The sequence below is a fragment of the Pseudomonas sp. P8_241 genome, assembly GCF_034008315.1.
Taxonomy (GTDB): domain Bacteria; phylum Pseudomonadota; class Gammaproteobacteria; order Pseudomonadales; family Pseudomonadaceae; genus Aquipseudomonas.
Map to the genome: position 1 here is coordinate 5,123,634 of NZ_CP125377.1, position 25,006 is coordinate 5,148,639.

Here is a 25,006-nt window from a genome sequence, read left to right on the forward strand (position 1 = left end):
GAGCTGCCGAAGGCTGCGATTTTTTAAAACTTGTCGAGGGTGCGCAGCTTCTGCGGCAACCCCCACATCAGCAGCGCCACGGCGATCAGCGCACACACACCAATCACATACAGCGCCGGCGTAGTGCTGCCGGTCAGGTCCTTGATCCGTCCGACCATGACCGGGCTGACGATACCGCCGAACTGGCCCAACGTGTTGATCACCGCGATCCCGCCCGCGGCACCTGCGCCAGCACCGGCCAGCAGTTTTGGCGGCAAGGTCCAGAAGCTCGGGATGGAGGCGATAATCCCGGCACCTAGCAAGCCCAGGGCGACGATCAGAAAGGTCGTGTGATCGGCAAAGATCCCGGCGCAGAAGAAGCCAATCGCACCCACGGCCACCAGACCTGCAACGAATTTGCGCCGCTCACCCGTCGCGTCGGACAACCGTCCGATAACCACCATGCTGATGGCGCCACAGATGTACGGAATGGCCGTCAGCAGACCAATCATCACCGGGCTCTCGGTACCTGCACTGCGGATCAATTGCGGGGCCCAGAAATTCAGTCCATAGGACGCAACCTGAATCAGAAAGTAGATCAGCCCCAGTGTCAGAAACCCCGGAATCCGCAGCGCCGCAAGCAGTGAGCCGCCACTCTTGTGCGGTTCGTGATGAGCGATACGGCTGGCCAGCAGCGTCTTCTCCGACGGCGTCAACCAATGGGCGTCTTCGATGCGGTCCTTGAGCAAGGTCAGCACCAGCAAACCGAGGCCGATGCACGGCACACCGCCGAGCAGGAACAGCCAATGCCAGCCACGCATTTGCAGCACACCGTCGAGGTGTTGCAGCACCAGACCGGAGAACGGCGCCCCCACCAGACCGGCAAACGCCGACGACAGAAACAGCATCGACGTGATGCGACCGCGGTAGTGTTGCGGAAACCAGAGCGTCAGGTAATACAGCACGCCCGGCGCAAAACCCGCTTCCATCGCGCCAATCACGAAGCGCAGGGCATAGAACTGCCATTCGCTGTTGACGAAGACCATCAGTGCCGTGGCCAGGCCCCAGGACATCATGATCCGGGCGATCCAGCGACGGGCGCCGACCTTGTACAGCATCATGTTGCTTGGCACTTCGAAAATCACGTAACCGACCACGAACAACCCGGCACCGAGGCCGTAAGCGGTGTCGCTCAGGCTCAGGTCGGTTTGTAGCTGAAACTTGGCGAAGCTGATGTTGATTCGGTCGAAAAACGCGAACAGGTAACAGACCATGATCAAGGGCATCAATCGCCAGGCGACTTTGCTGACCAGGGCTTTTTCTTCGTCGTGGCTAACGGACGGGCTCGCGCTCGCCTCCAGTGCATTCAGGCTCATTGTGGTTCTCCAGGCGGACTTCCCATGGGGGTCCCATTGTTTTTGTTGTCTGGTTGAGGTGCGTGTTTCTGTAGGAGCCGGCTTGCTGGCGAAGCGGTGTACCCGTCGACATTAATGTTGAACGGGATGACCTCATCGCTGGCAAGCCAGCTCCTACAAGGGGTTGATGTCAGGTAGGGATCGGATGCAGATCGCAGTTGCGTCCGGCCTTGGCCAGTTGACCGGGAACCTCGTGCCCCAGCAGCGCTGGCAATCCTCGGGATAGCTTGAGCAATAACGGCAAATCGATACCGGTTTGAATACCGATTTCATCGCATAGATTGACCAGGTCTTCGGTGCAGATATTGCCCGAGGCTCCCGGTGCGAACGGGCAACCGCCAAGCCCGCCAAGTGCCGCATCGAAACGTCGAGCGCCGGCCTCGTAAGCGGCCAACACGTTGCACAGGCCAAGGCCTCGAGTGTTGTGAAAATGCAGGGTCAGGTCCGCAGGCGAAACCCGCTGCAACACCCGACGCACGAGGCGATCGACCTGACGCGGATTGGCCATCCCCGTGGTGTCGGCCAGCGTGATGCCCTGGATGCCGAGTTCCTGGTAGACCTCGACGATTTGCAGCACACGGTCCTCGTCGATCTTGCCCTCGAAAGGGCAACCGAAGGTGGTGGCGATGCTGCCGTTGAGTCGCACCGGACTGTCGCCAACGAACTGCACAATCTCACCGAACGCGGCCAACGAATCTTCACAACGCATGCGCATGTTCGCCAGGTTGTGGGTCTGGCTGGCGGACATCACAAGGTTCAACTCATCGGCGCTACAGGCCAGTGCCCGTTGCGCACCTTTAAGGTTGGGGATCAATGCAACATAGATCACTCCCGGTTTGCGGGCGATGCCCTTGAACACCGACTCACCATCGCGCAATGCGGGAATAGCCTTGGGCGAGACAAACGAACCCGCTTCGATACGACTGAAACCGGCTTGCGACAGTTGATCGATCAAGGCGATCTTATCCACGGTTTCAACCCAGGTCGGTTCGATCTGCAGGCCGTCACGCGCAGACACTTCCTGAACGATCAGGCGCTCGGAATAATCGGTGATCATTGCACCACTCCTTCTGTTTTCAGACGTTCGATGTCGGCCACTGTCAGACCCAATTGCACAAGGACACTGTCGGTGTGCTGACCCAGGCCAGGCCCGGACCAATTCACGCCACCGGGGGTTTCGGAGAGTTTCGGCACGATGCCCGGCATCTTCACCATGGCACCTCCGGGCAGCTCGGCGTTGAGCAGCATGTCTCGTGCTTGATAGTGCGGATCGGCGACGATATCGGCCACGGAGTAGATGCGCCCGGCGGGCACTTCGGCGGCTTCCAGCGCGGCCAGCACGTCGTCGATGGGCAGGCTACTCGTCCAGTGAGTGATGGCAGCATCGAGCAAACCGCTCTTGGCTGCACGCCCGTCGTTATGGGCGAATTCCGGCGCCTCGGCCAGATCGGAGCGGCCAATGGTTTGCATCAGACGCTTGTAGATCGGATCGCTGTTACCGGCGATGACCACGTAGGCGCCATCGGCAGTGAGGTAAGTATTGGAAGGTGCGATTCCCGGTAAAGCACCGCCACTGCGTTCACGCACATGGCCAAGCATGTCGTATTCGGGCACCAGGCTTTCCATGACGTTAAACACGCTTTCGGCCAGCGACACATCAACGATCTGCCCACCGCCCTGCCCGGTCTTGACCCGCAGCAGCGACATCAGCGCGCCGATCACCGCGTGCAGCGACGCCAGGGAATCGCCAAGGCTGACACCCACTCTTGCCGGTGGCGAACCGGGGGTGCCGGTGGTGTAGCGAATCCCGCCCATGGCCTCGCCGATCGCGCCGAAACCCGGACGGTCGCGGTACGGGCCTGTCTGGCCGTAACCGGAAATCCGCACCAGGGTCAGATCGGGATTGAGGGCATGCAGCACGTCCCAGCCAAGGCCGAGTTTCTCCAGCGCGCCGGGACGCAGGTTTTCGATCAGTACATCGGCGCTGGTTGCCAGTTGTTTGACCAGTTCGATGCCTTCGGGGGATTTGAGATTCAGCGCCAACGATTTCTTGTTACGTGATTGCAGGTACCACCACAACGAAGTGCCTTCGTGCAGCTTGCGCCATTTGCGCAAGGGATCACCCTGGCCCATGGCTTCGATCTTGATCACCTCGGCGCCGAACTCGGCGAGCATGCGGGCAGCGAATGGCGCGGCGATCAGCGTGCCGATCTCGATCACTTTGATTGCACTCAAGGGGGCAGTCATCGCGGGGTACCTCTGGTTGTTCTTGGAATTGATGCCAAGGCTAGAGGACCGAGCCCTGAGGAATCCAACCTTCAGTTGGCAACAAGCGTTCGCGAAACGCGAACGCTCCCGCAGGAGCTGCCGCAGGCTGCGATCTTTTTGATCATTGGAAGATCGAGATCAAAGAATCGCAGCCTGCGGCAGCTCCTACGGGGGAGAGGTACTTTTTAAATGCTCAAACAACATCCGGCTCACCGGCGACAGCAACGCCTCATCGCGCACCACCAGAATCAACGCCCGATCCGACCATTGATCCGTCAACGGCACCGCATGCAATCCCAACGCCCGACCAAACAGCTCGTAAGCCTTGTGCGGCAAAATGCCGATGCCCATGTTGGCCTGAACCATCCGGCACATCGCATCAAACCCCGGCACGTGAATGCGCAGGCGCAACACTTTGCCGGATTCACGCGCCGCCGCATGGGTGCGCATGTTGATCGAACTGGCGGCGTGCAGACCGACGTAATCGCTGTCCAGGGTGTCGGCAAAAGCCAGGCTCGAACGGCTCGCCAACGGATGATGCGACGGCATCAACACCACCAGTTTGTCCTGACGATACAACACGCTGTGCAACCCCTTGACGTCACTGTCGATGGAACAGATCCCGAGATCCGCCACGCCATCCAGCACCCCCTGGATTACCCCGGCGCTTGGCCGCTCTTCAAGGTCAGTCTTGACCTGCGGATGACGCTCGGAAAAATCGCGCAGGTCTTCGGGCAAAAACTGAATGATCGCCGACAGATTGGCGAGCATCCGCACGTAACCGCGCACACCGTGGCTGTGCTCGCCCATTTCAAGGCCCATCTTCTCGACGTTGAACAGCATCTGCCGCGCATGGTGCAGCAGGGTTTCGCCGGCCGGCGTCAACGTCATGCCCTTGGCCTGACGCACAAACAGGCTGATGCCCAGCGCCTCTTCAAGCTCCATCAGACGCTTGCTCGCCGCCGACACCGCAATGGCTTCACGGGTCGCCGCACGGGTCAGCGTACCCTCTTCATGCACGGCGACGAAGAGTTGCAGAGTGATCAGGTCGAGACGACGGATCAGGCTTTTTTGCAGCATCTGGGACTCGTTAAATAGAGATCGGTTGAATTGGCAGGATATCTCGCTTTATGTCGCGAAATGCAAACCCAACACCTCCAACGCTCATCGCGAATTGTCCTACGCGGCTCTTAACCACGCCATACACCACTACAGGATCGGGACTATTCATAACCGGCCACGCAGCGATCAAAGTACTTGTTTAGAAAAGACGCCAGGTCCATGAAAAACACCACCACCCTCCTCGTCACCTGCAGCACGGTGTTTCTCGCCCAGCTAGGCATGAGCATTTACCTGACAGCACTGCCGGAGATTGCTCGATATGTCAAAGCCGACGCCTCGCAGGCATCCTGGGGGTTAGCGGTGTATCTGATCGGAATGGCGATGCCGATGCTGTTCTGGGGCAGTCTGTCCAGCGCATAGGGCGCAAACCGGTGTTACTGGCAGCATTGGGAATTTATGGTTCAGCGAATCTTGTCTTGCCTCTGTCTTCGACGCTGGAATCTTTTTTGATCCTTCGCCTGCTTCAAGGCGTCGGCGCAAGCGGGATTTCGGTGAGGCCCGGGTACTGATCAGCGACAGTTTCAGTGGCGCTTTGCTGGCCAAAGCGCTTTCCTGGATTTCGATTTCCTTTGTGGTGGCATTGGGTGTAGGCCAGTACCTGGGCTCAATCATCCAGTCTGGCCTGGGTTGGCCTTGGATTTTTTACCTCTTGGGTGGTGCGACCCTGTTGATGCTCGCGACTGTGATGCGAATCAGATTTGCGAAGCCGACCGAAGAAAATTCACAGTTATTCGCCTGGCCAAATTACTGGCGAATACTGCGTGATCGAGCCTTCCTGTTGCCGACACTCGCCGGAGGTTTGGGGTATGGCGTGATCATCGCATTCAACACGGCAGCACCGTTGATTCTGCAGGGCCTCTTCAAGTGGTCGGCAGTGGATTACGGGTGACTGGGCTGGCCCATCAGTGCGGCGTATTTCCTGGGCGCCTTGGGCGTCAACGCTTTCGTGGTTCTGTCACTGTTATGCACCTTCCTCGCTTTGGGTGCGATGCTTTGTGTACTCGCTTCGAGGGGTCAAAGCGCGCATTGATCGGGCTCGGCATCGGCTCGTGATAAAGTCGCCGCCCATCAGCCCCCTTTTGCCGTGAGACTTTGATCGCAATGACCGATTTCCAGGATGTCGATGCCCAACTTGAAGACTGGAACGCCTTGCGCAGCACCGTTTCGTTCAGCGGTTTGCTGGTGGGGAACGGTGCCAGCCGGACGGTGTGGGATGACTTTGGGTACGAGTCGTTGTTCGAGAACGCTCGCACCGTTGAAGAAAAACCCCTGAGCCCTTCGGAACTGAGTGTGTTCGATGCGATGCAGACGCGCAGTTTCGAGCAAGTGCTGAGCGCGCTGAAAATCACCAGTCGGGTCAACAAGGCCTTGGCCGTCAGTTCTGCCGCACCGCGCAATCGTTATTACGCGATCAAGGAAGCGCTGATCAACACGGTGCATGCGGTGCACATCCCATGGCGGTTGGTAGTGCCTTCGACACTGGCAACGATCAATCAGGAAATGGCCAGCTACCGCACTGTGTTCACCACCAATTACGACTTGCTCAACTATTGGGCATTGCAGCATCAACCCGGCGCGATTACTGATCTGTTTCAGGGCGCCGAGCCCGGTTTTGACCTCAGCGCCACGGCCACCGACAAAACCCGTTTGCTGTACCTGCACGGTGGTTTGCACCTGGTGCGCAATCAGGACGGAACCGCGCGAAAATTGATGTCGACCGAAGGCACGTTGCTGGGCAGTTTCGCCATCAACAACACGATCAAGACCCTCGACGATGTGCCATTGTTCGTCAACGAAGGGCCGAGTGCGGAAAAGCTCAAGACCATTCGCAGTTCGGACTATCTGTCGTTCTGCTACGAGCAGTTACTCGGCCATGACCAGGCGCTGTGTATTTTCGGCCATGCCCTGGGCGAGCAGGACAGCCACATCATCCATGCCTTGCGCCTTGCGAAACCGCAGGTGGTGGCGATCTCGATTTATCCGCGCAGCAAGGCGTTCATCCAGCATCAGAAGCGGCATTACGCGAAGGTGTTCGAAGGGACGGGGGTTGAGTTGCGGTTATTTGATTCGAAGACGCATGGTTTGGGCAGCCCGAAGCTCACGGTTCCTGTCGAGCTTTAGCGGCGGATGACGCCTTCGCGAGCAGGCTCGCCCCCACAGTGGAATGCATTTCAATGTGGGGGCGAGTCGGGTTTGAAGGGGACGTTCAAAGCACGGGCAAGGTCTTGTCCTTGATCACGGTCGTTGGCCCATTGGCCTTCACGCTGGCGATGCCTTTGTCCATGGCCACGGGTGATGAATAGGCCTCGCTACTGCCGATAATTTCGTGGTTACCGGCTTTGAGATTGAAGTAAGGATGGCCATCCTTGGTGGTTTTTTTCTCGTAGCGTTCATCCAGCGGGCTGTTGGCCTGGACCGATGCAATGCCTTTGTCGGCGGCGGCGCGGGTGGTGTACAGCTCGCTGGTCAGAATGGTTTCGGCGTTCGCTGCCTTCAGCACAAACCTGAACTGACCACTACTGCTTTTGCTGACTTCGTACCATCCGGACATGCTGTTTCTCCTGGACAATTGAGAGGATGCGCGCTTCAGAGTAAAGACCAGCACCAGGCTTCTGTCGCCTGTCCAGGCCCTTCGCGAGCAGGCTCGCTCTCACAGGTTCAGCGTAATCCCTGCGGGAGCGAGCCTGCTCGCGGTAGTCCATGCGGTAGCAGTTACTTCACCACCGCCCGCACCACCGATAACTCTGGCGCCTGCGTGCGTCGCTGACTCAAATACCGCGTACAACTCACCCGCAGAAACGAAGCGAAATTGACCACCTCTCCTCTATAGTCCATCACCTCTTCGTACAACTTGGCGATCAACTGATTGGTGGTCATGCTGTCGACCTCGGCAATTTCGCTGAGGATGTCCCAGAACTGATTCTCCAGTCTCAGGGTCGTGACCACCCCGCAGATGCGCAGCGAGCGCGAGCGCGACTCGTAGAGAATCGGGTCGGCTTTGACGTACAGCTCGCACATGGCAAATCCCTCGTTACAGCGTGATTTGGGTCCCCAGTAACCCGAGGAAACCGGCAAGCCAGTTCGGGTGCGCAGGCCAGGCCGGTGCAGTGGCCAGATTGCCTTGAACATGGCCGTCCGTCACCGGGATGTCGATGAATGTACCGCCGGCCAGGCGAACTTCCGGGGCGCAGGCGGGGTAGGCGCTGCATTCACGGCCCTCAAGAATTCCCGCTGCCGCCAGTAATTGCGCGCCATGACATACCGCGGCAATCGGTTTACCCGCCTTATCGAAATCCCGGACCAGCTCCAAAACTTTTTCATTCAGGCGCAGGTACTCCGGAGCACGACCACCCGGAATCAACAACGCGTCATAGTCAGCAGACTTGACCTTGGCAAAATCAAAGTTCAGGGCGAACAGGTGACCGGGTTTTTCGCTGTAGGTCTGATCGCCTTCGAAGTCATGGATCGCCGTACGAACGGTTTGACCGGCAGCCTTGTCCGGACAAACGGCGTGCACCGTGTGGCCGACCATGAGCAGCGCCTGGAAAGGCACCATCACTTCGTAGTCTTCGACGTAATCGCCGACCAGCATCAGAATTTTTTTCGCCGCCATGGGGAGGACTCCTCTGGAAAATGCGTAGGAGTATTCAAGGTAGTCCTTATCCAGCGGGTCGGGTAACAACCGGCTACTACCTGAAGCGATGCCGATCTCAAACTGTACGGATATTTCTGCGGCCATCTGTAAGCGCCAAAGCCCCGGTTTTATGGCTAGATAAAAACATCCACCACCCTCCACGATTCTGGTTGCCAACATGTCTTCGCGCGAAAACACCGGCATGGCCCTGGGCCTGCTCGGCGTTGTGATTTTCAGCCTTACCCTGCCCTTCACACGGATCGTCGTGCAGGAACTTCATCCGCTGCTCAATGGCTTGGGGCGGGCGTTGTTCGCAGCGATTCCGGCGGCTTTGCTGTTGCTGTGGCGACGGGAAAAGTGGCCGACCTGGAAACAGGTCAAAGGCCTGAGCCTGGTGATTGCAGGGGTGATCCTGGGCTTCCCGGTGCTGTCAGCCTGGGCCATGCAAACCTTGCCGGCGTCTCATGGGGCACTGGTCAACGGCCTGCAGCCTCTGTGCGTAGCGCTCTATGCCGCGTGGTTGTCCCATGAGCGACCGTCGAAAGCCTTCTGGGCTTGTGCAGCACTAGGCAGTGCGCTGGTGCTCGGTTATGCGCTGATCAGCGGCGCAGGCAGTATTCAAGCCGGGGATTTGTTGATGCTCGGAGCCATTGCGGTGGGCGGCCTTGGCTACGCCGAAGGTGGTCGATTGGCCAGGGAGATGGGCGGCTGGCAGGTCATCTGCTGGGCGCTGGTATTGTCGACGCCCTTGCTGATCGGGCCGGTGATGTACCTGGCGCTGCAGCATCAGGGTGAAATCTCGTCAAAGACCTGGTGGGCTTTCGGTTACGTTTCTCTGTTTTCGCAGTTCATCGGGTTCTTCGCCTGGTATGCCGGGCTCGCCATGGGCGGCATTGCCCGGGTCAGTCAGATCCAGTTGTTGCAGATCTTCTTCACCATCGCCTTTTCAGCACTGTTCTTCGGTGAACACGTTGAACCGATCACTTGGGTGTTTGCGGCGGGTGTGATCGTGACGGTAGTGCTGGGGCGCAAGACCGCAGTGCACCCGGCGCAAGCTGCCACCGCTTAACCCCGTAGGAGCCCGGCTTGCCGGCGAAGGCGTCCTCGAGATCGCTATCGCCGGCAAGCCGGACTCCTACAGGATCAGAGGTAACCATCAGCACGCAGCAGGGTTTCCAGGCAGTGTTCAGTGATGTGGTAGAAGTCCTTCAGTTCCTGGATTTTCGCCAACAGCTGGCCCGGATCTACCGGCTCGGCGCGTTTGACCGCCAGAATCATCTTGTTCTTGTTGGTGTGGTCCAGGGAGATGAACTCGAACACCTTGGTCTCGTAACCGCAAGCCTCCAGGAACAAGGCACGCAAGCTGTCGGTGACCATTTCTGCCTGCTGGCCCAGGTGCAATCCGTATTGCAACATCGGCTTGAGCAACGCCGGGCTCTGGATTTGCAGGCGAATCTGTTTGTGGCAGCACGGCGAGCACATGATGATCGAGGCGCCGGAACGTATACCGGTGTGGATCGCATAATCGGTGGCGATGTCGCAGGCATGCAGGGCGATCATCACATCCAGCTCACTCGGCGCCACGCTGCGCACATCACCGCACTTGAAGATCAGCCCCGGATGCTCGAGCTTTGCCGCCGCGGTGTTGCACAGGGTGACCATGTCTTCTCGCAACTCGACGCCGGTCACTTCACCTTCGGCCTTCAAGGTATTGCGCAGGTAATCGTGGATGGCGAACGTCAGATAGCCCTTGCCTGAACCGAAGTCCGCCACCCGCACCGGTTTGTCCAGCGCTAATGGCGACGAGGTCAGGGCATGGCTGAAGACTTCGATGAATTTGTTGATCTGCTTCCACTTGCGCGACATCGCCGGGATCAGTTCATGCTTGCTGTTGGTGACGCCGAGGTCAGCGAGAAACGGCCGATTCAGATCGAGAAACCGGTTTTTCTCGCGGTTATGTTCGGCAGACGGTGCTTCACGCAATTGCTGGGGTTTGCTCTTGAACAGCGAAGACTTGCCCTTTTTGCTGTATTCGAGCTGGGCTTCGTCTGTCAACGATAACAAATGCGCATTTTTGAATGCCGCGGGCAGCAGTTCGGCAATGCTCGCGACGCCTTCGGCCACGGGTAGATTTTTGGTGATGTCGCGGGTCTTGTACCGGTAGACGAAGGACAGGCACGGCTGCGCCTTGACCGTGACCGGCTTGATGATGAGCCGCTGCAGGTCTGCCTCGGTGCCTGCGTACTTGGCCAGCACCAGCTTGATAAAGGCGTTTTGATCGAGGCTGGTTTGCAACAGATCGATGAACTGGGCGTGATGATCCGGCGCGAGGCTGGCGGGAGTAGCGGTGACAGACATGGAAAACGGCCTCGGGCGATGCAAATCGGAGAATGCCGTTATTTTAAGGGCGAGGAGGACTTTGGGCACGGAGTTATTTTTGTTGCTGGTCCCGGTCATGACGCCAGGACCTCGATACCGCCTTTGAAACGTCAGCGCTCCACCAGGCGAAGCTTGCGGTTACTCGGCGAATTGATGATGTGTTTGACAATCAGTCCTACCGGCACCGCCCAGGTCAGGCCATTGACCGGGTCAGTCACCATGGCGACCGTTTCAGAGCTTGCAGCGATGTCCAGACGTCGACGGTCGTTGCTGGATTTGAGTACGCCGTAAGCATGACTGACCAGTTTTTCCGCCACATGCATCGGCACATCCACGCTCTGCAAATGTTTGACCGCGCGACAGAACAAGACTTGATCATCGACTCCCCCTTCGGTTTCATGGCGCACCAGATACGCTTGGGCAATCGCCAGCAACTCCTCATTCAGATCGGCCTTTTCATCCTCCTTCATGCTTTCGCCACCTGCGGTGCATCGGTCGTGACAGGATTCACAACGACAGGACGCGCGGCATGGCGCAAATCGGGTCCTGCGCAAGGCAGGCGTACGGCTGGATTGGGCATGCCGCTGGGCGAAAGCTCGTGGGTCATCTCAAATTCGGCACGAACGGACCAGCCGCAGGCCTCCGACGTGCATTGCAGATACGCCACGCGCAGAAAAATATGGCGACCCTCGCTGGTGCGAATGCGCATCCTGTTCAAGCAGTGCGGACACACCATTTTATAAGTACTCATGCTCTATTCCCGATAGTCACTTGGTGGCAATCAACGTGATCAACCGTAATACTGTTTAAAACGCTCATCGCAGCGTTTCGATCTTGCGAACAATGTCTGCCAGACATAAGGAAGTGCATCGGGCAGACGCGTAATGGGCTTGAGCCATGCTCGTAGGAAATCACCCTGATACCATTGGGAAGTTTCGACATCGTATTTTGCTGTCTCATAGTTGATGATTGATTACTTGCAAGAAAATAAGTACTCATTACGCATAAATTAGGCACTCAAAAAGCATAAGTCAAAAGGAAGAGGCTCAAATTGCGTAGCAAAAAATCACAAGCTGTTCTGGCCAGACTTAAACAGGTAACCGGCACAAAAACCGACGCCTCATTGTCTTCTGCCCTTCAGATCAGCCCACAAACCTTAAGTAGCTGGAAAGGTCGCGACAGCACACCATACTCATTATGCGTAGATCTTGCTCAAGCGCGTGGCATCTCCCTCGACTGGTTGCTGCTGGGTGAGGGTCCGATTTTGAGACAAGCCATGACCGATACTTCGGCAAGCCCTCCGCCAAGCACTGAACGGGAAAACACTATTCTCGCGTTATGGCGGTTGCTCGACGAAGAAGGACGTTGCGCCATCCAAAACACACTGGAGGAAAAGCAACGGCTACGAGACATGGAAATCAAGCTTTGCGAAATGGCCACGATTCTGGCGACACTTAAACCTTCGAGCGAAACTTGAAGAAAAATCCGCTCTTCATTGTTTCAAGGCAAATTTCCTGGCCCTTTCATCGTCGCCCCCTGAGGTGCCGAATGATGTCGCCGATACCGGCGCCATCGACCCACTGCATGAGCTTGATACTGACGGGAATAACGATCAGTGCGCAAAGAAAGGCCGTTACGCCGGCAGTCAGAAAAGGCGCCAACGGATGTGCGACAGGCGTGAAAAGGTAACCGACACCGGCAGAAAGCAACCATGAGCCTATACGCTGCCAGGTTTTGAGGTTGCTGCGAGTGGTCGTGACCAGCCACGCGCCGAGCGCTGCACCGAACAGAACCTCTCCGTCAAGAACAGGCAATGTTGCAATTCCCAACGCCAACATAAGTGCGCTGATGCTGTGGTATATCGAATCAGTCAGGCTCATGGGAACCTCGCCGGGCGACAGAATCGACCTTGAACGCTCCTGACTCGATCGCCTTGAGTAACGCAGTGCTGCGAGAGTTGACGTCGAATTTTCTTCGAATGTTGGCGAAGTGGAAATTGACGGTCGACTCCGCGCAATTCTCGATCCGGGCGATTTCCCAGGTCGTCTTTCCCCTGTAACACCACATCAGGATTTGTGTTTCTTTCACCGTCAACTTCACCGACGGTGCGCTTTTCTTTGTGCCAGGACCTAACCGTGCCAGAGAGTCGATCGATTGTTGGGTTGACATAAGAATCCCTCTACGTCGAAGCGCCCTTCGCTGGGCGTCCGCTAATAGAGAGAAATACTGACGAGTAGAATAATCCCGGACAATTGACGGGATTTGTAGCGGCGAGCGCTACAGGACGACATGAAAAGATTTAAGCGAGCACCACCAATCGGTTCGGCAACTCATTGCGCAAATGAGTCACCGGAACATGCACTTTGAGCAGCTCGCCACAAGCCTCGATGCAGCTGACAAACCCTTGAAGGGTCTGGCCCTGCTTCACCTGCCGGGTAAAACTGGCAACGATTTCGTCCCAATTCTTGTTGTCGAGACGATTGGAAATCCCCTCATCCACCAGAATTTCCACATAGCGTTCGGCCTCTGAGACAAAAATCAGCATGCCGGTACTGCCTTCGGTGTGGTGCAGGTTCTGCTCCAGAAACTGTCGGCGGGCCAGGTTTGAGGCACGCCAATGACGCACCGAACGCGGGACCAGGTGGGTGGTCACTTTCGGCAGGCGAAACACCAGGCACAACACGATAAAGGTGATCCATTGCATCAGCAGCAGGCTGTGCAGGGTCAGCCAGCCGGTAAGGTAATGCACGATGCCTGGCACCAGCAGCGCCACCAGGCTGGCCCATAGCAGCGCAATGTAGGCATAGTCGTCGGCACGGGCCGCGAGCACGGTCACCAGTTCCGCATCGGTGTCGCGCTCGACCCGGGCAATCGCCTCGGCGACCTTGCGTTGTTCGTGTTCAGTCAGTAATGCCATGTCGTGAAATGCCTGATCGGAATTATTTTCACCAGCCGCCGGAAGAACCGCCACCGCCGAAACTGCCCCCACCGCCGCTGAAGCCCCCGCCACCGCCACCGCCAAACCCCCCTCCGCCAAAACCGCCGCCGGACCTTCCGGAACCGCCACGGCCGGAAGGGAGGATACCGAGCATTTGCCCAACAAAGACTGTCAGGATGAACAACAGCAGCAAAAACACGAAGACCCCGGGATGGCGCGAGACGAAATCGTCCCCCGGGTCACCTCGAGACTCATAGACGGTCGACGGCTCGTCCAATGGATTGCCGCCCAGTACCACCAGCATGGCCGCAACACCATCACTGATGCCTTTGCTGAAGTTTCCAGCCTTGAATGACGGCGTGATGACCTGATTGATGATCACCGAACTCTGGGCATCGGTGAGGCGATCCTCCAGACCATAGCCGACTTCGATACGCAGTTTTCGCTCGTCCCGGGCGACAATCAGCAAGGCACCATTGTTCTTGTCCTTCTGGCCAATGCCCCAGTGGCGGCCAAGTTGATAACCGAAATCGGCAATGTCGGTGCCCTGCAAATCCGGCAACGTGACCACCACCAGTTGCTCGCCAGTGGCAGTTTCGTGGGCCTGAAGTTGCTGGGTCAGTTGCTGTCGCACCGACGGTTCGATCATTTGGGCGTTGTCCACCACCCGCCCGGTCAACGCCGGAAAAACCAGCTCGGCACGAGCGGTAACGGCCAGCATCCCCAACACCAGCATCAAGCCCACTTTCAACACACGCATTGGCAACCTCTTGTCGTGATGTTCATCCCGTTTTCAGAACTTGACCTCTGGGGGCTTTTCCGAGCCCGGTGTGGCTTCGAAGGTCTCGCGAACCGGCAGGCTGCTGTACATCACCGTATGCCACAGGCGACCGGGGAAGGTACGGATCTCGGTGTTGTACTTCTGCACCGCGAGGATGAAGTCGCGCCGGGCCACGCTGATGCGGTTTTCGGTGCCCTCAAGCTGCGATTGCAGGGCAAGGAAATTCTGGTTGGCCTTGAGGTCCGGATAACGCTCTGACACCACCATCAACCGACTCAAGGCGCCACTGAGCTGGTCCTGGGCCTGCTGGTACTGTTTGAGCTTTTCCGGGTTGTCCAGGGTCGAGGCGTCCACCTGGATCGACGTGGCTTTGGCCCGCGCTTCGATGACGGCAGTCAGGGTCTCCTTCTCGTGAGCCGCATAGCCCTTCACGGTTTCCACCAGATTGGGGATCAGGTCGGCGCGGCGCTGGTACTGGTTCTGCACCTGGCCCCACGCGGCTTTGGCCTGTTCGTCCAGGGTCGGGATATTGTTGATGCCGCAGGCGCTCAGCAGTGTGGCCAGCATGAGCAGCGTGGCGACCTGCAGGCGCGAACGATAGATTGGACTGACATTCATCAGGATCAAGCTCCCTTATACATTTCATGAAAAACCCGACCGTGAAACCTTCTCAGCCGGCTCTTGGGGCATAATCGCCCGCGCCTCTGGATTGCCACGGGCCGATGGGCTAAAAAGAGGCCCTGCGCGAAAACGCGTGCGGACTTCGGTTGTGGTTTTTTCAGTCAGCACCCGAACAACAATAGTCGCTCCCTAACTTTTGGCTGGCCGGCGCGTTCATCGCCGTTTGGGCCCTTGAGAAAACTATTCATGAAGAAGCTGTGTTTGCTGGGCCTGTTCGTCGGCCTGGCCAGTCATAACGTATTGGCCGCCACGACACCCGCACCCCTGGAGAACAAGGACGCTTTCATCAGCAACCTGATGAAGCAAATGACCCTCGATGAAAAAATCGGCCAGCTGCGCCTGATCAGCATCGGCCCGGAAATGCCCCGGGAGCTGATCCGCAAGGAAATCGCGGCAGGCAACATCGGCGGCACGTTCAACTCGATCACCCGCCCGGAAAACCGGCCGATGCAGGACGCGGCGATGCGCAGCCGCCTGAAGATCCCGATGTTTTTCGCCTATGACGTGATCCACGGTCACCGCACCATTTTCCCGATCCCGCTGGCCCTGGCCTCGAGCTGGGACATGGACGCCATTGCCCTGTCCGGGCGCATCGCCGCCAAGGAAGCCTCATCGGACGGCGTCGACCTCACCTTCGCGCCGATGGTCGACATCTCCCGCGACCCACGTTGGGGCCGTACTTCCGAAGGCTTCGGCGAAGACACCTACCTGGTGTCGCGCATTGCCGGCGTCATGGTCAAGGCGTTCCAGGGCTCCGGTGCAAACGCGGCCGACAGCATCATGGCCAGCGTCAAGCATTTCGCCTTGTACGGCGCGGTCGAGGGCGGACGCGACTACAACGTTGTCGACATGAGCCCGGTCAAGATGTACCAGGATTACCTGCCGCCCTACCGCGCGGCAATTGACGCGGGTGCTGGCGGGGTGATGGTTGCACTGAACTCGATCAACGGCGTGCCGGCCACCGCCAATACCTGGCTGATGAATGACCTGCTGCGCAAGGATTGGGGCTTCAAAGGCCTGGCCGTCAGTGACCATGGGGCAATTTTCGAGCTCATCAAGCACGGCGTTGCCGCCGATGGCCGCGAAGCCGCGAAGCTCGCGATCAAGGCCGGTATCGACATGAGCATGAACGACACCCTCTATGGCAAAGAGCTGCCAGGGCTGTTGAAGGCCGGCGAGATTGAACAAAGCGACATCGATAACGCCGTGCGTGAAGTGCTGGCGGCCAAGTACGACATGGGCCTGTTCAAGGACCCGTACCTGCGCATCGGCAAAGCCGAGCAAGATCCGGCCGACACCAATGCCGATAGCCGCCTGCACCGGGCCGAGGCCCGAGACGTGGCGCGCCGCAGTCTGGTGCTGTTGAAAAACCAGGGCGAAACCCTGCCGCTGAAAAAAACCGCGAAAATCGCTTTGGTGGGTCCGCTGGCCAAGGCACCGATCGACATGATGGGTAGCTGGGCCGCTAACGGTCGCCCTGCGCAATCGGTCACGCTGTTCGACGGCATGACCGCTGCACTGGGTTCGCAATCGACGTTGATCTATGCCCGTGGCGCCAACATCACCAGCGATCCAAAAATCCTCGGTTACCTGAACTTCCTCAACTTCGATGCCCCGGAAGTGGTAGACGATCCGCGTTCGGCGCAAGTGCTGATCGACGAAGCGGTGAAAGCCGCCAAGGATGCCGATGTGGTGGTCGCAGCGGTGGGCGAGTCCCGCGGCATGTCGCACGAATCATCGAGCCGCACCGATATCAACATCCCGCCCAACCAGCGCGAATTGATCAAAGCCTTGAAAGCTACCGGCAAACCGTTGGTGCTGGTGTTGATGAACGGCCGCCCGCTGTCGATTCTCGAAGAGAAGGAACAGGCTGACGCGATCCTGGAAACCTGGTTCAGCGGTACGGAAGGCGGCAACGCCATTGCCGACGTGCTGTTCGGCGACTACAACCCGTCGGGCAAACTGCCGATCACTATCCCGCGCTCGGTAGGCCAGATTCCGACCTATTACAACCACCTGAGCATTGGCCGGCCCTTCACGCCGGGCAAGCCGGGCAACTACACGTCGCAGTATTTCGATGACACCACCGGCCCGCTGTTCCCGTTCGGCTTCGGCTTGAGCTACACCGATTTCAACCTGAGCAACATGGCACTGTCGTCGACCACGCTGAACAAGACCGGCAAGCTCGACGCCAGCGTCACGGTGAAAAACACCGGCAAGCGTGACGGCGAAACCGTGGTGCAGTTGTACATTCAGGACGTGACCGGTTCGATGATCCGGCCGCTCAAGGAGTTGAAGAACTTCCAGAAAGTGATGATCAAGGCTGGCGAACAGAAAGTCGTGCACTTCACCATCACCGAGGATGACCTGAAGTTCTACAACACCCAGCTCAAGTACGCAGCGGAGCCCGGCAAGTTCAACGTGCAGATCGGCCTGGATTCCCAGGACGTGACGCAGCAGAGTTTTGAGTTGCTGTAACCCTCAACGCAAAAGATCGCAGCCTTCGGCAGCTCCTACGGGGAACACCTCATACCCCTGCAAGAGCTGCCGAAGGCTGCGATCTTTTGATCTCGCTTTAACTTTATCCCCGCCGATCCAGCAGATTCACCACCAGCCGATCCACCCACCCCCAGATCCTCTGCTTGACCCGCTTCCACAGCGGTCGACGCTGCCATGCCTCCAGACTGACTTCCAGGCTCTGGGTAAAGTCCCGTTCGAAACTCGCCGCTACCGCCCGGGTCAGGCTTGGGTCCAGCGCTTCAAGATTGGCTTCCAGGTTGAAGCGCAAGTTCCAGTGATCGAAATTGCACGAACCAATACTGACCCAGTCGTCGATCAGGACCATTTTCAGGTGCAGGAAGCACGGCTGGTACTCAAAAATCCGCACCCCGGCCTTGAGCAGTCGCGGATAGTAGCGATGCCCGGCGTAACGCACGGACGGGTGATCAGTGCGCGGCCCGGTCAACAGCAGGCGCACATCGACGCCTCGGGCAGCGGCACGGCGCAATGAGCGACGGACTTTCCAGGTCGGCAGAAAATATGGCGTGGCCAGCCAGATCCGACGCTGGCCGCTATTCAATGCGCGAATCAACGATTGCAGAATATCGCGGTGCTGGCGGGCGTCGGCGTAGGCAACGCGGCCCATGCCCTCACCCACCGAAGGTACCCGCGGCAAGCGTGGCAAACCAAAATGCGAAGCCGGGCGCCAGGCGCGGCGATGACGGTTGGCGATCCATTGGCGGTCGAACAGCAACTGCCAGTCGAGCACCAGCGGCCCGGACATTTCCACCATGACTTCGTGCCACTCGCTGACGTCTTCACCAGGCATCCAGAACTCATCGGTAACGCCAGTGCCACCAACGACGGCCAGGCTCTGATCGACCAACAACAGCTTGCGATGATCACGGTAGAAGTTGCCGACCCAGCGCCGCCAGTTCAGGCGATTGTAGAACCGCAACTCGACCCCGGCGGACGTCAGGCGCTGGCGCAAGGCCAGTGTGAAAGCCAGGCTGCCATAGTCATCGAACAGGCACCGCACCCGCACGCCGCGCTCGGCGGCCTGGACCAGCGCCTGAACCATCTCCTCGGCGCAAGCGCCCGCCTCGACCAGGTACAACTCCAGTTCAACCTGTTCTTCGGCACGGGCAATCGCCACCAGCATGCGCGGGAAGAACTGCGGGCCGTCGATCAAGAGTTCGAAGTGGTTGCCTTCACGCCAGGGAAATATCGGTCCGGCCATGTCAGCGCGCCGTGAAAATCAGCACCGCACCCACCGGCACCGACAGACCGATCGCGGACAACCCGGCCAATTTGCGCAAGGTTTCAAGGCCAGGCGCCAGCTCGAAGTCTTCAGCGCTGATAACCACCGGCTCAAGCGTCACCACCTGGAAACGCCGGTCATCGAGACGGGTGGCCAGCAACTGGGCGTTGTACGTGTGCTGCTTGCCATGCAGATCGACGGTCAGCGGCAGGCGCAATTCCAGTTGCGCACCGGGAGCGAGATCGTTGATCGGACGCAAATCGATCTGGGTGGTGATCAAGGCTTCGGGAAACTTTTCGATCTCGAACAGCTCTTTGCGCATGCGCTCATCGCGCAACGGGATGCCGCTGTTGATCGAATCCATCTCGACTTCCACTCGCGCCAAACCCTTGGGATCGACCTGGCCATGCAGCACCAGAAAGCGCTGCACTTCAGAAACATTGGCGTTTTTGGTGCTGACAAATGACAGCCGCGAGGATTCGCCGTCGAGGTACCAGTCGGCGTGGGCCGACAGCGTAGCGCCAGCCAACAGCAGGAAAGATAGGGTTTTCAAAGTGAAACACTTGAACATAAAAACTCGTGAGGGCAGATAAACCTGTGCTGAACCTTAACTGGCCCTCAGCGCATTGCAAGCCATCTACGCCACCCAACCCGCTTTTGTGGCGAGCAAGCTTCATTGCTTCCAGGGCAGCAAGCGACAGCCCTGATGCTCGCCAATCCACTGTGCGCTGTTGCTGCGCCCCATACCGCTGGCTGTTACACGCTTGATGGCAATGTCATCGGTGAAGCCGCTGGTCGGCAACCACTGTTTCACATACCCGCGGCAATACTCGGGGTGGTTGTTCATCACATAACGGCACGAGCAATACTCCTTGGCGGTGTAGGCGCTGATGATGTCGGGGAACGCCCCTAACGCCACGCGCTCATGCCAGATCCAGCCGAGCAATGCCAACAGCAGGATCAACAACAGCGAGCTGATCGGTCGGCGTCGAAGAAATCCGCTCATGGCCGCACCGTTGTGGCGACGGCTTTCAGCGCGAGCTTGAGCATTTCGTTGTGCCGGTAGCTGCCGTCGCGGTCGTCGCCGTAGCGCACGATCACCAGTTTTTCACTGGGTATCACGTACATCGCCTGCCCCCAATGGCCCAACGCAGCGAAGGTGTCGGCAGGCGCATCGGGCCAAGGTTGGGCGGCCCCGTCAGCTGCGCGATTGAGCCACCAGTGGCCACCGGGCACGGCGTCATCCTGACGGGCACGATAGTGGGCAAAGGGTTCGCGGTTGAACGCGATCCAGTCTCTGGGCAACAGTTGTTTATCGCCCCAACGCCCGTCACGGGCCATCAACAAGCCGACGCGCGCCAGATCCCGCGCCGTGAGATACGCATACGAAGACGCAACGAAAGTGCCAGTGTCATCGGCTTCCCACACGGCATGGCCAATACCCAACGGCTCGAACAGCGCAGTCCATGGATAGTCGGCGTAGCGATTGGGCCCGACGATGTTTTTCAACGCAGCGGACAACAGGTTGCTGTCACCACTGGAATAACGAAACGCCTGGCCCGGCGCTGCATAGCTGTCGTGATCGACGGTGAATTCAGCCATATCCCTACGCCCCCGGGTGTAGAGCATGGCCACAACCGAGGATTTCAACGGTGCGTATTCGTAGTCTTCCTGCCAGTCGATGCCCGAGGCCCAGTGCAGCAGGTCGGCCAGGGTCATGGCCGGGTATTTGTTCAGCGGCGGATAAAACTTCTGTACCGGGTCTTGAAGCTTGAACAACCCTTCGCCGTAAGCCATGCCAAGGACGGATGCCATCAGGCTCTTGCTGATCGACCACGTCAGGTGTGGCGTCTGGGCCGTGGTCGGGCCGGCGTAGCGTTCGTAGATCAACTGGCCGTCGTGGATCACGACCAAGGCGTCAGTGCGAATGCCTTGACGGGTACTATCGTCGCGAGGTGGGAAGGCGTAGGACTCAAGCGCCTCTCGCGCAGACCCGGTGATGGTCGGGCCGGTCGGCCATTGCTCGGCGGGCCACTGTTCGGCGTGGGCGAAGACGCTAAAAAACAGCAGGAAAATCAGGGAAAAGCCTTTCAGCATGGCGGGGGCTCATGGGAAATAACCGGGTTAGCCTAGCCCAATCAAATGACACTCAGGCGACCCTTGTAGGAGCTGCCGAACGCGGCCCGAGCCTTCGACAGCTCCCAAAATTCTCAGAGGCCCGCCAATGCCTTGGCCAACCGCTTGCCCCGCGCCCCCGCCGCCAGATCCATCACGGCCTGATCGCGCTGCCACATTGCCGCCCACTCTGGAGGTCCCTCGGCCAGCGCTTCATTGATTGGTTTTTTCAGGGCCTCGAACTGCGCAAACAACCCGCCCAGCAACACATGCCCGGCCGGGCTGGTGGGCGGCAGTCGGCTGACTTCCGCGCAACCGGCGAGCAAAGCCAACAAACGCAACTGCAAGCCTTGCGACCAATCACTCTGCTGGCCAACGCCATACAACCACGCGGTCATGGCACTCAGTACATAAATGTCTTCCAGCGTGCGGAACGGTTTGACGTAGGCATCCCAACCATCCCCCGCCAGCAATTCGCATAACGCGTTTTCCAGAAACAGCCGGCCATGGCTGATGTCCGGCATCAATGGGATCGCCGGCAGTTGCTCCACCCGCACACCCGGCTCATCACGATAAATCACCGCCAGGCTCAAACGCGGATCTTCGTCGGGCTCTTCACTGCGTGCAGCCACCAGCAACCAGTCGGCGGCATCGCCAGCAGTGACAAAATCCTTGCGGCCGCTCAGGCGCAAACCACTGAGTCGGGTCTGCATGTCCACCGGGCGCAGGCTGCGCTGTTCGGTGGCGCACAGCGCGCCCAGACTCGCCGGGGCGCTCGGCCAGAGCATGCGCAACGCGGCTTGATAGCCCACCAGAAACGCCAAACCCGGTGTGGCCATCAAGCGTGCGCCCGCCACCGCCAACTCGAACGGTGTAACGCTACCCAGTTGCTGCAACAAGGTTGCAAAACCTTCGGCCAGATCAGGATTGGCGGGCAGGCGCTCGCCACGGTTCAACAGGGTTTGCCAGGGCATAAGAGGCTCCTTGTGGGCTGTCATATAAGCATCACCAAAGCTTAATGGCGATGACACCGGGGCTACATAGCCTGACTTTGCACAACACGGCTAGACAAAGAAAGTCGATTCGCTGTAGCCCAAAGACGGGTGAGCAACCCGAATGGAGATTCGCCATGACTCAGATCGCCCGCATCAGCGACACCGGCAACGAACGCCGCCTGCAAGCCGAACGCCTGGTGGGCGCCGAGGCTTTGCAAGAAGCCCAGGCCTTGCGATTCAACGTGTTCAGCGGCGAATTCAACGCCAGGCTCAAAGGCGCGGAACGGGGTCTGGACATGGATGACTACGACGTACATTGCACCCACATCGGTGTGCGCGACCTCAACACCGGACGTCTGGTGGCGACCACCCGCTTGCTCGACCATACCGCCGCGAGCAGCCTGGGCAAGTTCTACAGCGAAGAAGAGTTCAGCCTGAATGGCCTGATCCACTTGCAGGGCCCGATCCTGGAAATCGGTCGTACTTGTGTCGATCCCGCCTATCGCAACGGCGGCACCATTGCCGTGCTCTGGGGCGAATTGGCCGAAGTGCTCAACCAGGGCGGCTATAGCTATTTGATGGGCTGCGCGAGCATTCCGATGCAGGATGGCGGCATCCAGGCCCACGCGATCATGCAGCGTCTGCGCGAGCGCTACCTGTGCACCGAACACCTGCGGGCCGAGCCGAAAAAGCCATTGCCGAGCCTGGACATCCCTTCCAACGTGATCGCCGAAATGCCCCCCCTGCTCAAGGCCTACATGCGCCTGGGCGCGAAGATCTGCGGCGAGCCGTGCTGGGACGAAGACTTCCAGGTCGCCGACGTGTTCATCCTGCTCAAGCGCGACGAACTCTGCCCGCGCTACGCCAAACACTTCAAGGCAGCTGTGTGATGAGCCGGTTGCGCGTATACACGCGAGTTGCGCGGGTCTTGCTGGTGGTGGCGCTGGGGCTGAGCATGGCCAGTGTGTTCGGGTTGTTCGAGCGCCTGGGCATGGCGCACTCGATGGAACGCCGCCAGCGTTGGTCGCGATTTTTCATGGCTCGCCTGAGCAACGCCCTGCCCTTTGACGTCACGGTCCACGGTGAGCTGCCAAAGGCGCCGATGCTGTGGGTTTGCAATCACGTGTCCTGGACCGACATTCCGTTGCTGGGGATGCTCACGCCCCTGTCGTTCCTGTCCAAGGCCGAAGTGCGCACCTGGCCGGTGGCTGGCTGGTTGGCGGCCAAGGCTGGCAGCCTGTTCATCCGACGTGGTTCGGGTGATAGCCAATTGCTCCGCAAACAGATGACCTGTCATCTGGAAACGGCGCATCCGCTGCTGATGTTCCCGGAAGGCACTACCACCGATGGCCGTTCACTGCGCACCTTTCATGGCCGCTTGCTGTCCGCCGCCATCGATTCCGGAGTGGCGATGCAACCGGTGGCGATTCGTTATGTGCGCAACGGCGAACTCGATGCGTTGGCACCGTTCATTGGCGACGATGATCTGTTGTCGCACCTGATGCGGTTGTTTGCCAATGATCGCGGCGACGTGGAGATTCATCTGCTCAAGCCCATCGCTTGCGAAGGTCGGGAACGCGCAGCACTGGCGTTCGAGGCGCAGCAGGTGGTGCAAAAGGCGTTGTTTGGTGCTGTTGTTGAATCGCAACGAGTTCCCCTGCGCCCCGCGATTGCCGCGTAAACACATTCCCCCTGTAGGAGCGAGCCTGCTCGCGATAGCGGATTTACATTCAACGATGATGCTCAATGACAAATGACAAATGGCAATCGCGAGCAGGCTCGCTCCTACAGGGGGTTCAGCGTACTGGGTAGTTCTGCGCAAAATCCTGCAACTGCGGATAGAACAACCGAAAATCCTCGCTCAAAGGCTCATACAACCGCCGCAGTTCCTGCATCGCGCCCGCCAGTTCCTCCGGACGGGTCAACCGTCGTGAAATACCCCGAAGCACCTGCTCCAGCACGTCGAACTCCCGGTAAGAACCCAACCAGTCATCGGCCACCATATAAGGCGCAATGCGAGCCAAGCGCTCCGGGAGCTGCGGTTCAGTGGACAGCACCTGGTAAACATCCGAGGTAAACAACGCCAGTGGCCGGTCCGCATACAACTTCCAGTCCCGCGCCAGGCAATGGTCAAAAAACACGTCGAGCACGATCCCGGCATAACGCCGGCGCGTCAGGGAAAACCGTGACAACGACGCATCCACCAGCGGATGCCGATCGGTAAACACGTCGATGCTGCGATGCAGCTGGATGGCGGCTTCGATCTCCGGATCGTATTGCCCTTGCAGCCTGCCCTTGACGAAATCGCCATACAGGCTGCCGAGCAATTGACCGGGGCGCTGGCCACCGAGGTGAAGATGTGCGAGATAGTTCATGGGCGCAGCTTAGCACTGCGGCCATCCCTTGTTACACTCAACGTATCGTTATAACTCGATATACCGAAATGTGAGCTGGTCAGAGCCAAATCATATTTGTATATCGCGAAATACCGATTTAAAGTTCGCTTCATCGCGATATAGCGTTTCAAACATCACGAGCCCACATCATGACCATCAATCTCGACGAAATAATAAAAGCCCTGGCACACCCAGTACGGCGAGAAATCCTGCACTGGCTCAAAGACCCGACCGTCGAATTTCCCGACCAGTCCCACAGCAACGAGCACGGCGTTTGCGCCGGGCAGATCGATCAACGTTGCGGTTTGTCGCAGTCCACAGTGTCCGCACACCTGGCGACCCTGCAACGCGCCGGCCTGATCAGCAGCCGCAAAGTCGGCCAATGGCATTTTTTCAAGCGCAACGAGGAAACCATTCAGGAGTTCCTCAAAACCTTCAGTAAAGAGCTCTGACCCTGTGGGGGCGGTTCTCAATTGGTTTTCACACAGCAACGGGTAGGCCAATTGAGAACGCCCCCCACGTCAGCCAGCCGACAAGGAATCA

The 25,006-nt window shown here is 58.6% G+C and carries 28 protein-coding genes and 1 pseudogene; 8 read left to right on the top strand and 21 right to left on the bottom strand.

Annotation, left to right across the window (positions count from 1 at the left end; genetic code table 11):
* Positions 1–23 precede the first annotated feature (23 nt).
* The 4 genes from QMK58_RS22875 to QMK58_RS22890 all read right to left on the bottom strand — a co-directional run bounded on the left by QMK58_RS22875 (position 24) and on the right by QMK58_RS22890 (position 4,742).
* Positions 24–1,355, bottom strand: a complete 1,332-nt coding sequence (locus QMK58_RS22875; RefSeq protein ID WP_320395487.1) for an MFS transporter — start codon at positions 1,353–1,355, stop codon at positions 24–26.
* A 169-nt stretch (positions 1,356–1,524) separates the two neighbouring features.
* On the bottom strand, positions 1,525–2,451 hold the full coding sequence (locus tag QMK58_RS22880) for a hydroxymethylglutaryl-CoA lyase (protein WP_053155678.1): 927 nt from the start codon (positions 2,449–2,451) through the stop codon (positions 1,525–1,527).
* Positions 2,448–3,641, bottom strand: coding sequence for a CaiB/BaiF CoA-transferase family protein (locus QMK58_RS22885; RefSeq protein WP_320395488.1), 1,194 nt, complete (start codon positions 3,639–3,641; stop codon positions 2,448–2,450). Before QMK58_RS22885 ends, QMK58_RS22880 begins: the two co-directional genes overlap by 4 nt.
* Before the next feature lie 186 nt (positions 3,642–3,827).
* Complete coding sequence (locus QMK58_RS22890) at positions 3,828–4,742, bottom strand: LysR family transcriptional regulator (RefSeq protein WP_053155673.1); 915 nt, start codon at positions 4,740–4,742, stop codon at positions 3,828–3,830.
* 201 nt (positions 4,743–4,943) lie between these two features.
* On the opposite strand from QMK58_RS22890, the pseudogene QMK58_RS22895 reads away from it, so the two are divergent.
* Positions 4,944–5,736 (top strand): annotated as a pseudogene (locus tag QMK58_RS22895) (MFS transporter); the annotation flags it as partial.
* Positions 5,737–5,885: 149 nt separating this feature from the next.
* On the top strand, positions 5,886–6,905 hold the full coding sequence (locus tag QMK58_RS22900) for a DUF4917 family protein (protein ID WP_320395489.1): 1,020 nt from the start codon (positions 5,886–5,888) through the stop codon (positions 6,903–6,905).
* An 85-nt stretch (positions 6,906–6,990) separates the two neighbouring features.
* Here QMK58_RS22900 and QMK58_RS22905 read toward each other — a convergent pair whose 3' ends face one another.
* The 3 genes from QMK58_RS22905 to QMK58_RS22915 form a co-directional block, all read right to left on the bottom strand.
* The gene (locus QMK58_RS22905) at positions 6,991–7,335 is read right to left on the bottom strand and encodes a YegP family protein (protein WP_053155669.1); all 345 of its coding nucleotides are present in this window, start codon (positions 7,333–7,335) and stop codon (positions 6,991–6,993) included.
* A gap of 161 nt (positions 7,336–7,496) precedes the next feature.
* Complete coding sequence (locus QMK58_RS22910; protein WP_053155668.1) at positions 7,497–7,802, bottom strand: ribbon-helix-helix domain-containing protein; 306 nt, start codon at positions 7,800–7,802, stop codon at positions 7,497–7,499.
* 13 nt (positions 7,803–7,815) lie between these two features.
* Positions 7,816–8,397: a DJ-1/PfpI family protein gene (locus QMK58_RS22915; protein ID WP_053155666.1), complete on the bottom strand. Its 582-nt coding sequence runs from the start codon at positions 8,395–8,397 to the stop codon at positions 7,816–7,818.
* 199 nt (positions 8,398–8,596) lie between these two features.
* Here QMK58_RS22915 and QMK58_RS22920 point away from each other — a divergent pair, with 199 nt between their 5' ends.
* On the top strand, positions 8,597–9,487 hold the full coding sequence (locus QMK58_RS22920) for a DMT family transporter (RefSeq protein WP_053155664.1): 891 nt from the start codon (positions 8,597–8,599) through the stop codon (positions 9,485–9,487).
* Between the two features lie 74 nt (positions 9,488–9,561).
* Here the strand turns inward: QMK58_RS22920 and QMK58_RS22925 are convergent, their stop codons facing one another.
* The 3 genes from QMK58_RS22925 to QMK58_RS22935 all read right to left on the bottom strand — a co-directional run bounded on the left by QMK58_RS22925 (position 9,562) and on the right by QMK58_RS22935 (position 11,548).
* On the bottom strand, positions 9,562–10,776 hold the full coding sequence (locus QMK58_RS22925) for a class I SAM-dependent methyltransferase (protein ID WP_053155662.1): 1,215 nt from the start codon (positions 10,774–10,776) through the stop codon (positions 9,562–9,564).
* A gap of 131 nt (positions 10,777–10,907) precedes the next feature.
* Positions 10,908–11,267: a hypothetical protein gene (locus QMK58_RS22930; RefSeq protein WP_053155660.1), complete on the bottom strand. Its 360-nt coding sequence runs from the start codon at positions 11,265–11,267 to the stop codon at positions 10,908–10,910.
* A complete protein-coding gene (locus QMK58_RS22935) occupies positions 11,264–11,548 on the bottom strand; it encodes an ogr/Delta-like zinc finger family protein (protein WP_053155658.1) in 285 nt (94 codons plus the stop codon). Before QMK58_RS22935 ends, QMK58_RS22930 begins: the two co-directional genes overlap by 4 nt.
* Positions 11,549–11,848: 300 nt before the next feature.
* On the opposite strand from QMK58_RS22935, the gene QMK58_RS22940 reads away from it, so the two are divergent.
* On the top strand, positions 11,849–12,274 hold the full coding sequence (locus QMK58_RS22940; RefSeq protein ID WP_156322305.1) for a helix-turn-helix domain-containing protein: 426 nt from the start codon (positions 11,849–11,851) through the stop codon (positions 12,272–12,274).
* 46 nt (positions 12,275–12,320) lie between these two features.
* On the opposite strand, the gene QMK58_RS22945 is transcribed toward QMK58_RS22940, so the two are convergent.
* The 5 genes from QMK58_RS22945 to QMK58_RS22965 all read right to left on the bottom strand — a co-directional run bounded on the left by QMK58_RS22945 (position 12,321) and on the right by QMK58_RS22965 (position 15,134).
* Positions 12,321–12,677 carry a putative holin gene (locus QMK58_RS22945; RefSeq protein WP_053155656.1) on the bottom strand — a complete coding sequence of 119 codons (357 nt, stop codon included), beginning with the start codon at positions 12,675–12,677 and terminating at the stop codon, positions 12,321–12,323.
* A complete protein-coding gene (locus QMK58_RS22950; protein WP_053155654.1) occupies positions 12,664–12,966 on the bottom strand; it encodes a helix-turn-helix transcriptional regulator in 303 nt (100 codons plus the stop codon). The genes QMK58_RS22945 and QMK58_RS22950 overlap by 14 nt, the downstream gene beginning before the upstream one ends.
* 130 nt (positions 12,967–13,096) lie before the next feature.
* Complete coding sequence (locus tag QMK58_RS22955; RefSeq protein ID WP_053155652.1) at positions 13,097–13,714, bottom strand: TPM domain-containing protein; 618 nt, start codon at positions 13,712–13,714, stop codon at positions 13,097–13,099.
* Positions 13,715–13,742: 28 nt separating this feature from the next.
* Complete coding sequence (locus tag QMK58_RS22960; protein WP_053155650.1) at positions 13,743–14,495, bottom strand: TPM domain-containing protein; 753 nt, start codon at positions 14,493–14,495, stop codon at positions 13,743–13,745.
* Positions 14,496–14,528: 33 nt separating this feature from the next.
* Positions 14,529–15,134, bottom strand: coding sequence for a LemA family protein (locus tag QMK58_RS22965; RefSeq protein ID WP_053155648.1), 606 nt, complete (start codon positions 15,132–15,134; stop codon positions 14,529–14,531).
* A gap of 249 nt (positions 15,135–15,383) precedes the next feature.
* Here QMK58_RS22965 and bglX point away from each other — a divergent pair, with 249 nt between their 5' ends.
* Positions 15,384–17,675 (top strand): beta-glucosidase BglX, encoded by a 2,292-nt coding sequence (gene bglX, locus QMK58_RS22970; protein ID WP_053155646.1) that lies wholly within the window; start codon positions 15,384–15,386, stop codon positions 17,673–17,675.
* 103 nt (positions 17,676–17,778) lie between these two features.
* On the opposite strand, the gene QMK58_RS22975 is transcribed toward bglX, so the two are convergent.
* The 5 genes from QMK58_RS22975 to QMK58_RS22995 form a co-directional block, all read right to left on the bottom strand.
* Positions 17,779–18,936: a phospholipase D-like domain-containing protein gene (locus QMK58_RS22975; RefSeq protein WP_053155643.1), complete on the bottom strand. Its 1,158-nt coding sequence runs from the start codon at positions 18,934–18,936 to the stop codon at positions 17,779–17,781.
* A gap of 1 nt (position 18,937) precedes the next feature.
* Positions 18,938–19,528 carry a YceI family protein gene (locus QMK58_RS22980; protein WP_053155641.1) on the bottom strand — a complete coding sequence of 197 codons (591 nt, stop codon included), beginning with the start codon at positions 19,526–19,528 and terminating at the stop codon, positions 18,938–18,940.
* Between the two features lie 102 nt (positions 19,529–19,630).
* The gene (locus QMK58_RS22985) at positions 19,631–19,963 is read right to left on the bottom strand and encodes a hypothetical protein (RefSeq protein WP_053155639.1); all 333 of its coding nucleotides are present in this window, start codon (positions 19,961–19,963) and stop codon (positions 19,631–19,633) included.
* Positions 19,960–21,054, bottom strand: a complete 1,095-nt coding sequence (locus QMK58_RS22990) for a serine hydrolase (RefSeq protein WP_320395490.1) — start codon at positions 21,052–21,054, stop codon at positions 19,960–19,962. The genes QMK58_RS22985 and QMK58_RS22990 overlap by 4 nt, the downstream gene beginning before the upstream one ends.
* Positions 21,055–21,167: 113 nt before the next feature.
* Positions 21,168–22,046 carry an acyl-CoA dehydrogenase family protein gene (locus QMK58_RS22995; protein WP_053155635.1) on the bottom strand — a complete coding sequence of 293 codons (879 nt, stop codon included), beginning with the start codon at positions 22,044–22,046 and terminating at the stop codon, positions 21,168–21,170.
* A 155-nt stretch (positions 22,047–22,201) separates the two neighbouring features.
* Between QMK58_RS22995 and olsB the strand changes: the two genes are divergently transcribed.
* Entirely contained in the window at positions 22,202–22,957 is a 756-nt protein-coding gene (gene olsB / locus QMK58_RS23000) for an L-ornithine N(alpha)-acyltransferase (RefSeq protein WP_053155633.1), read from the top strand.
* On the top strand, positions 22,957–23,748 hold the full coding sequence (locus tag QMK58_RS23005; protein WP_320395491.1) for a lysophospholipid acyltransferase family protein: 792 nt from the start codon (positions 22,957–22,959) through the stop codon (positions 23,746–23,748). Before olsB ends, QMK58_RS23005 begins: the two co-directional genes overlap by 1 nt.
* Positions 23,749–23,863: 115 nt before the next feature.
* Here QMK58_RS23005 and QMK58_RS23010 read toward each other — a convergent pair whose 3' ends face one another.
* Positions 23,864–24,442, bottom strand: a complete 579-nt coding sequence (locus tag QMK58_RS23010; RefSeq protein ID WP_053155629.1) for an ACP phosphodiesterase — start codon at positions 24,440–24,442, stop codon at positions 23,864–23,866.
* Between the two features lie 170 nt (positions 24,443–24,612).
* On the opposite strand from QMK58_RS23010, the gene QMK58_RS23015 reads away from it, so the two are divergent.
* Positions 24,613–24,915 carry an ArsR/SmtB family transcription factor gene (locus QMK58_RS23015; protein ID WP_007983055.1) on the top strand — a complete coding sequence of 101 codons (303 nt, stop codon included), beginning with the start codon at positions 24,613–24,615 and terminating at the stop codon, positions 24,913–24,915.
* Positions 24,916–25,006 lie beyond the last annotated feature (91 nt).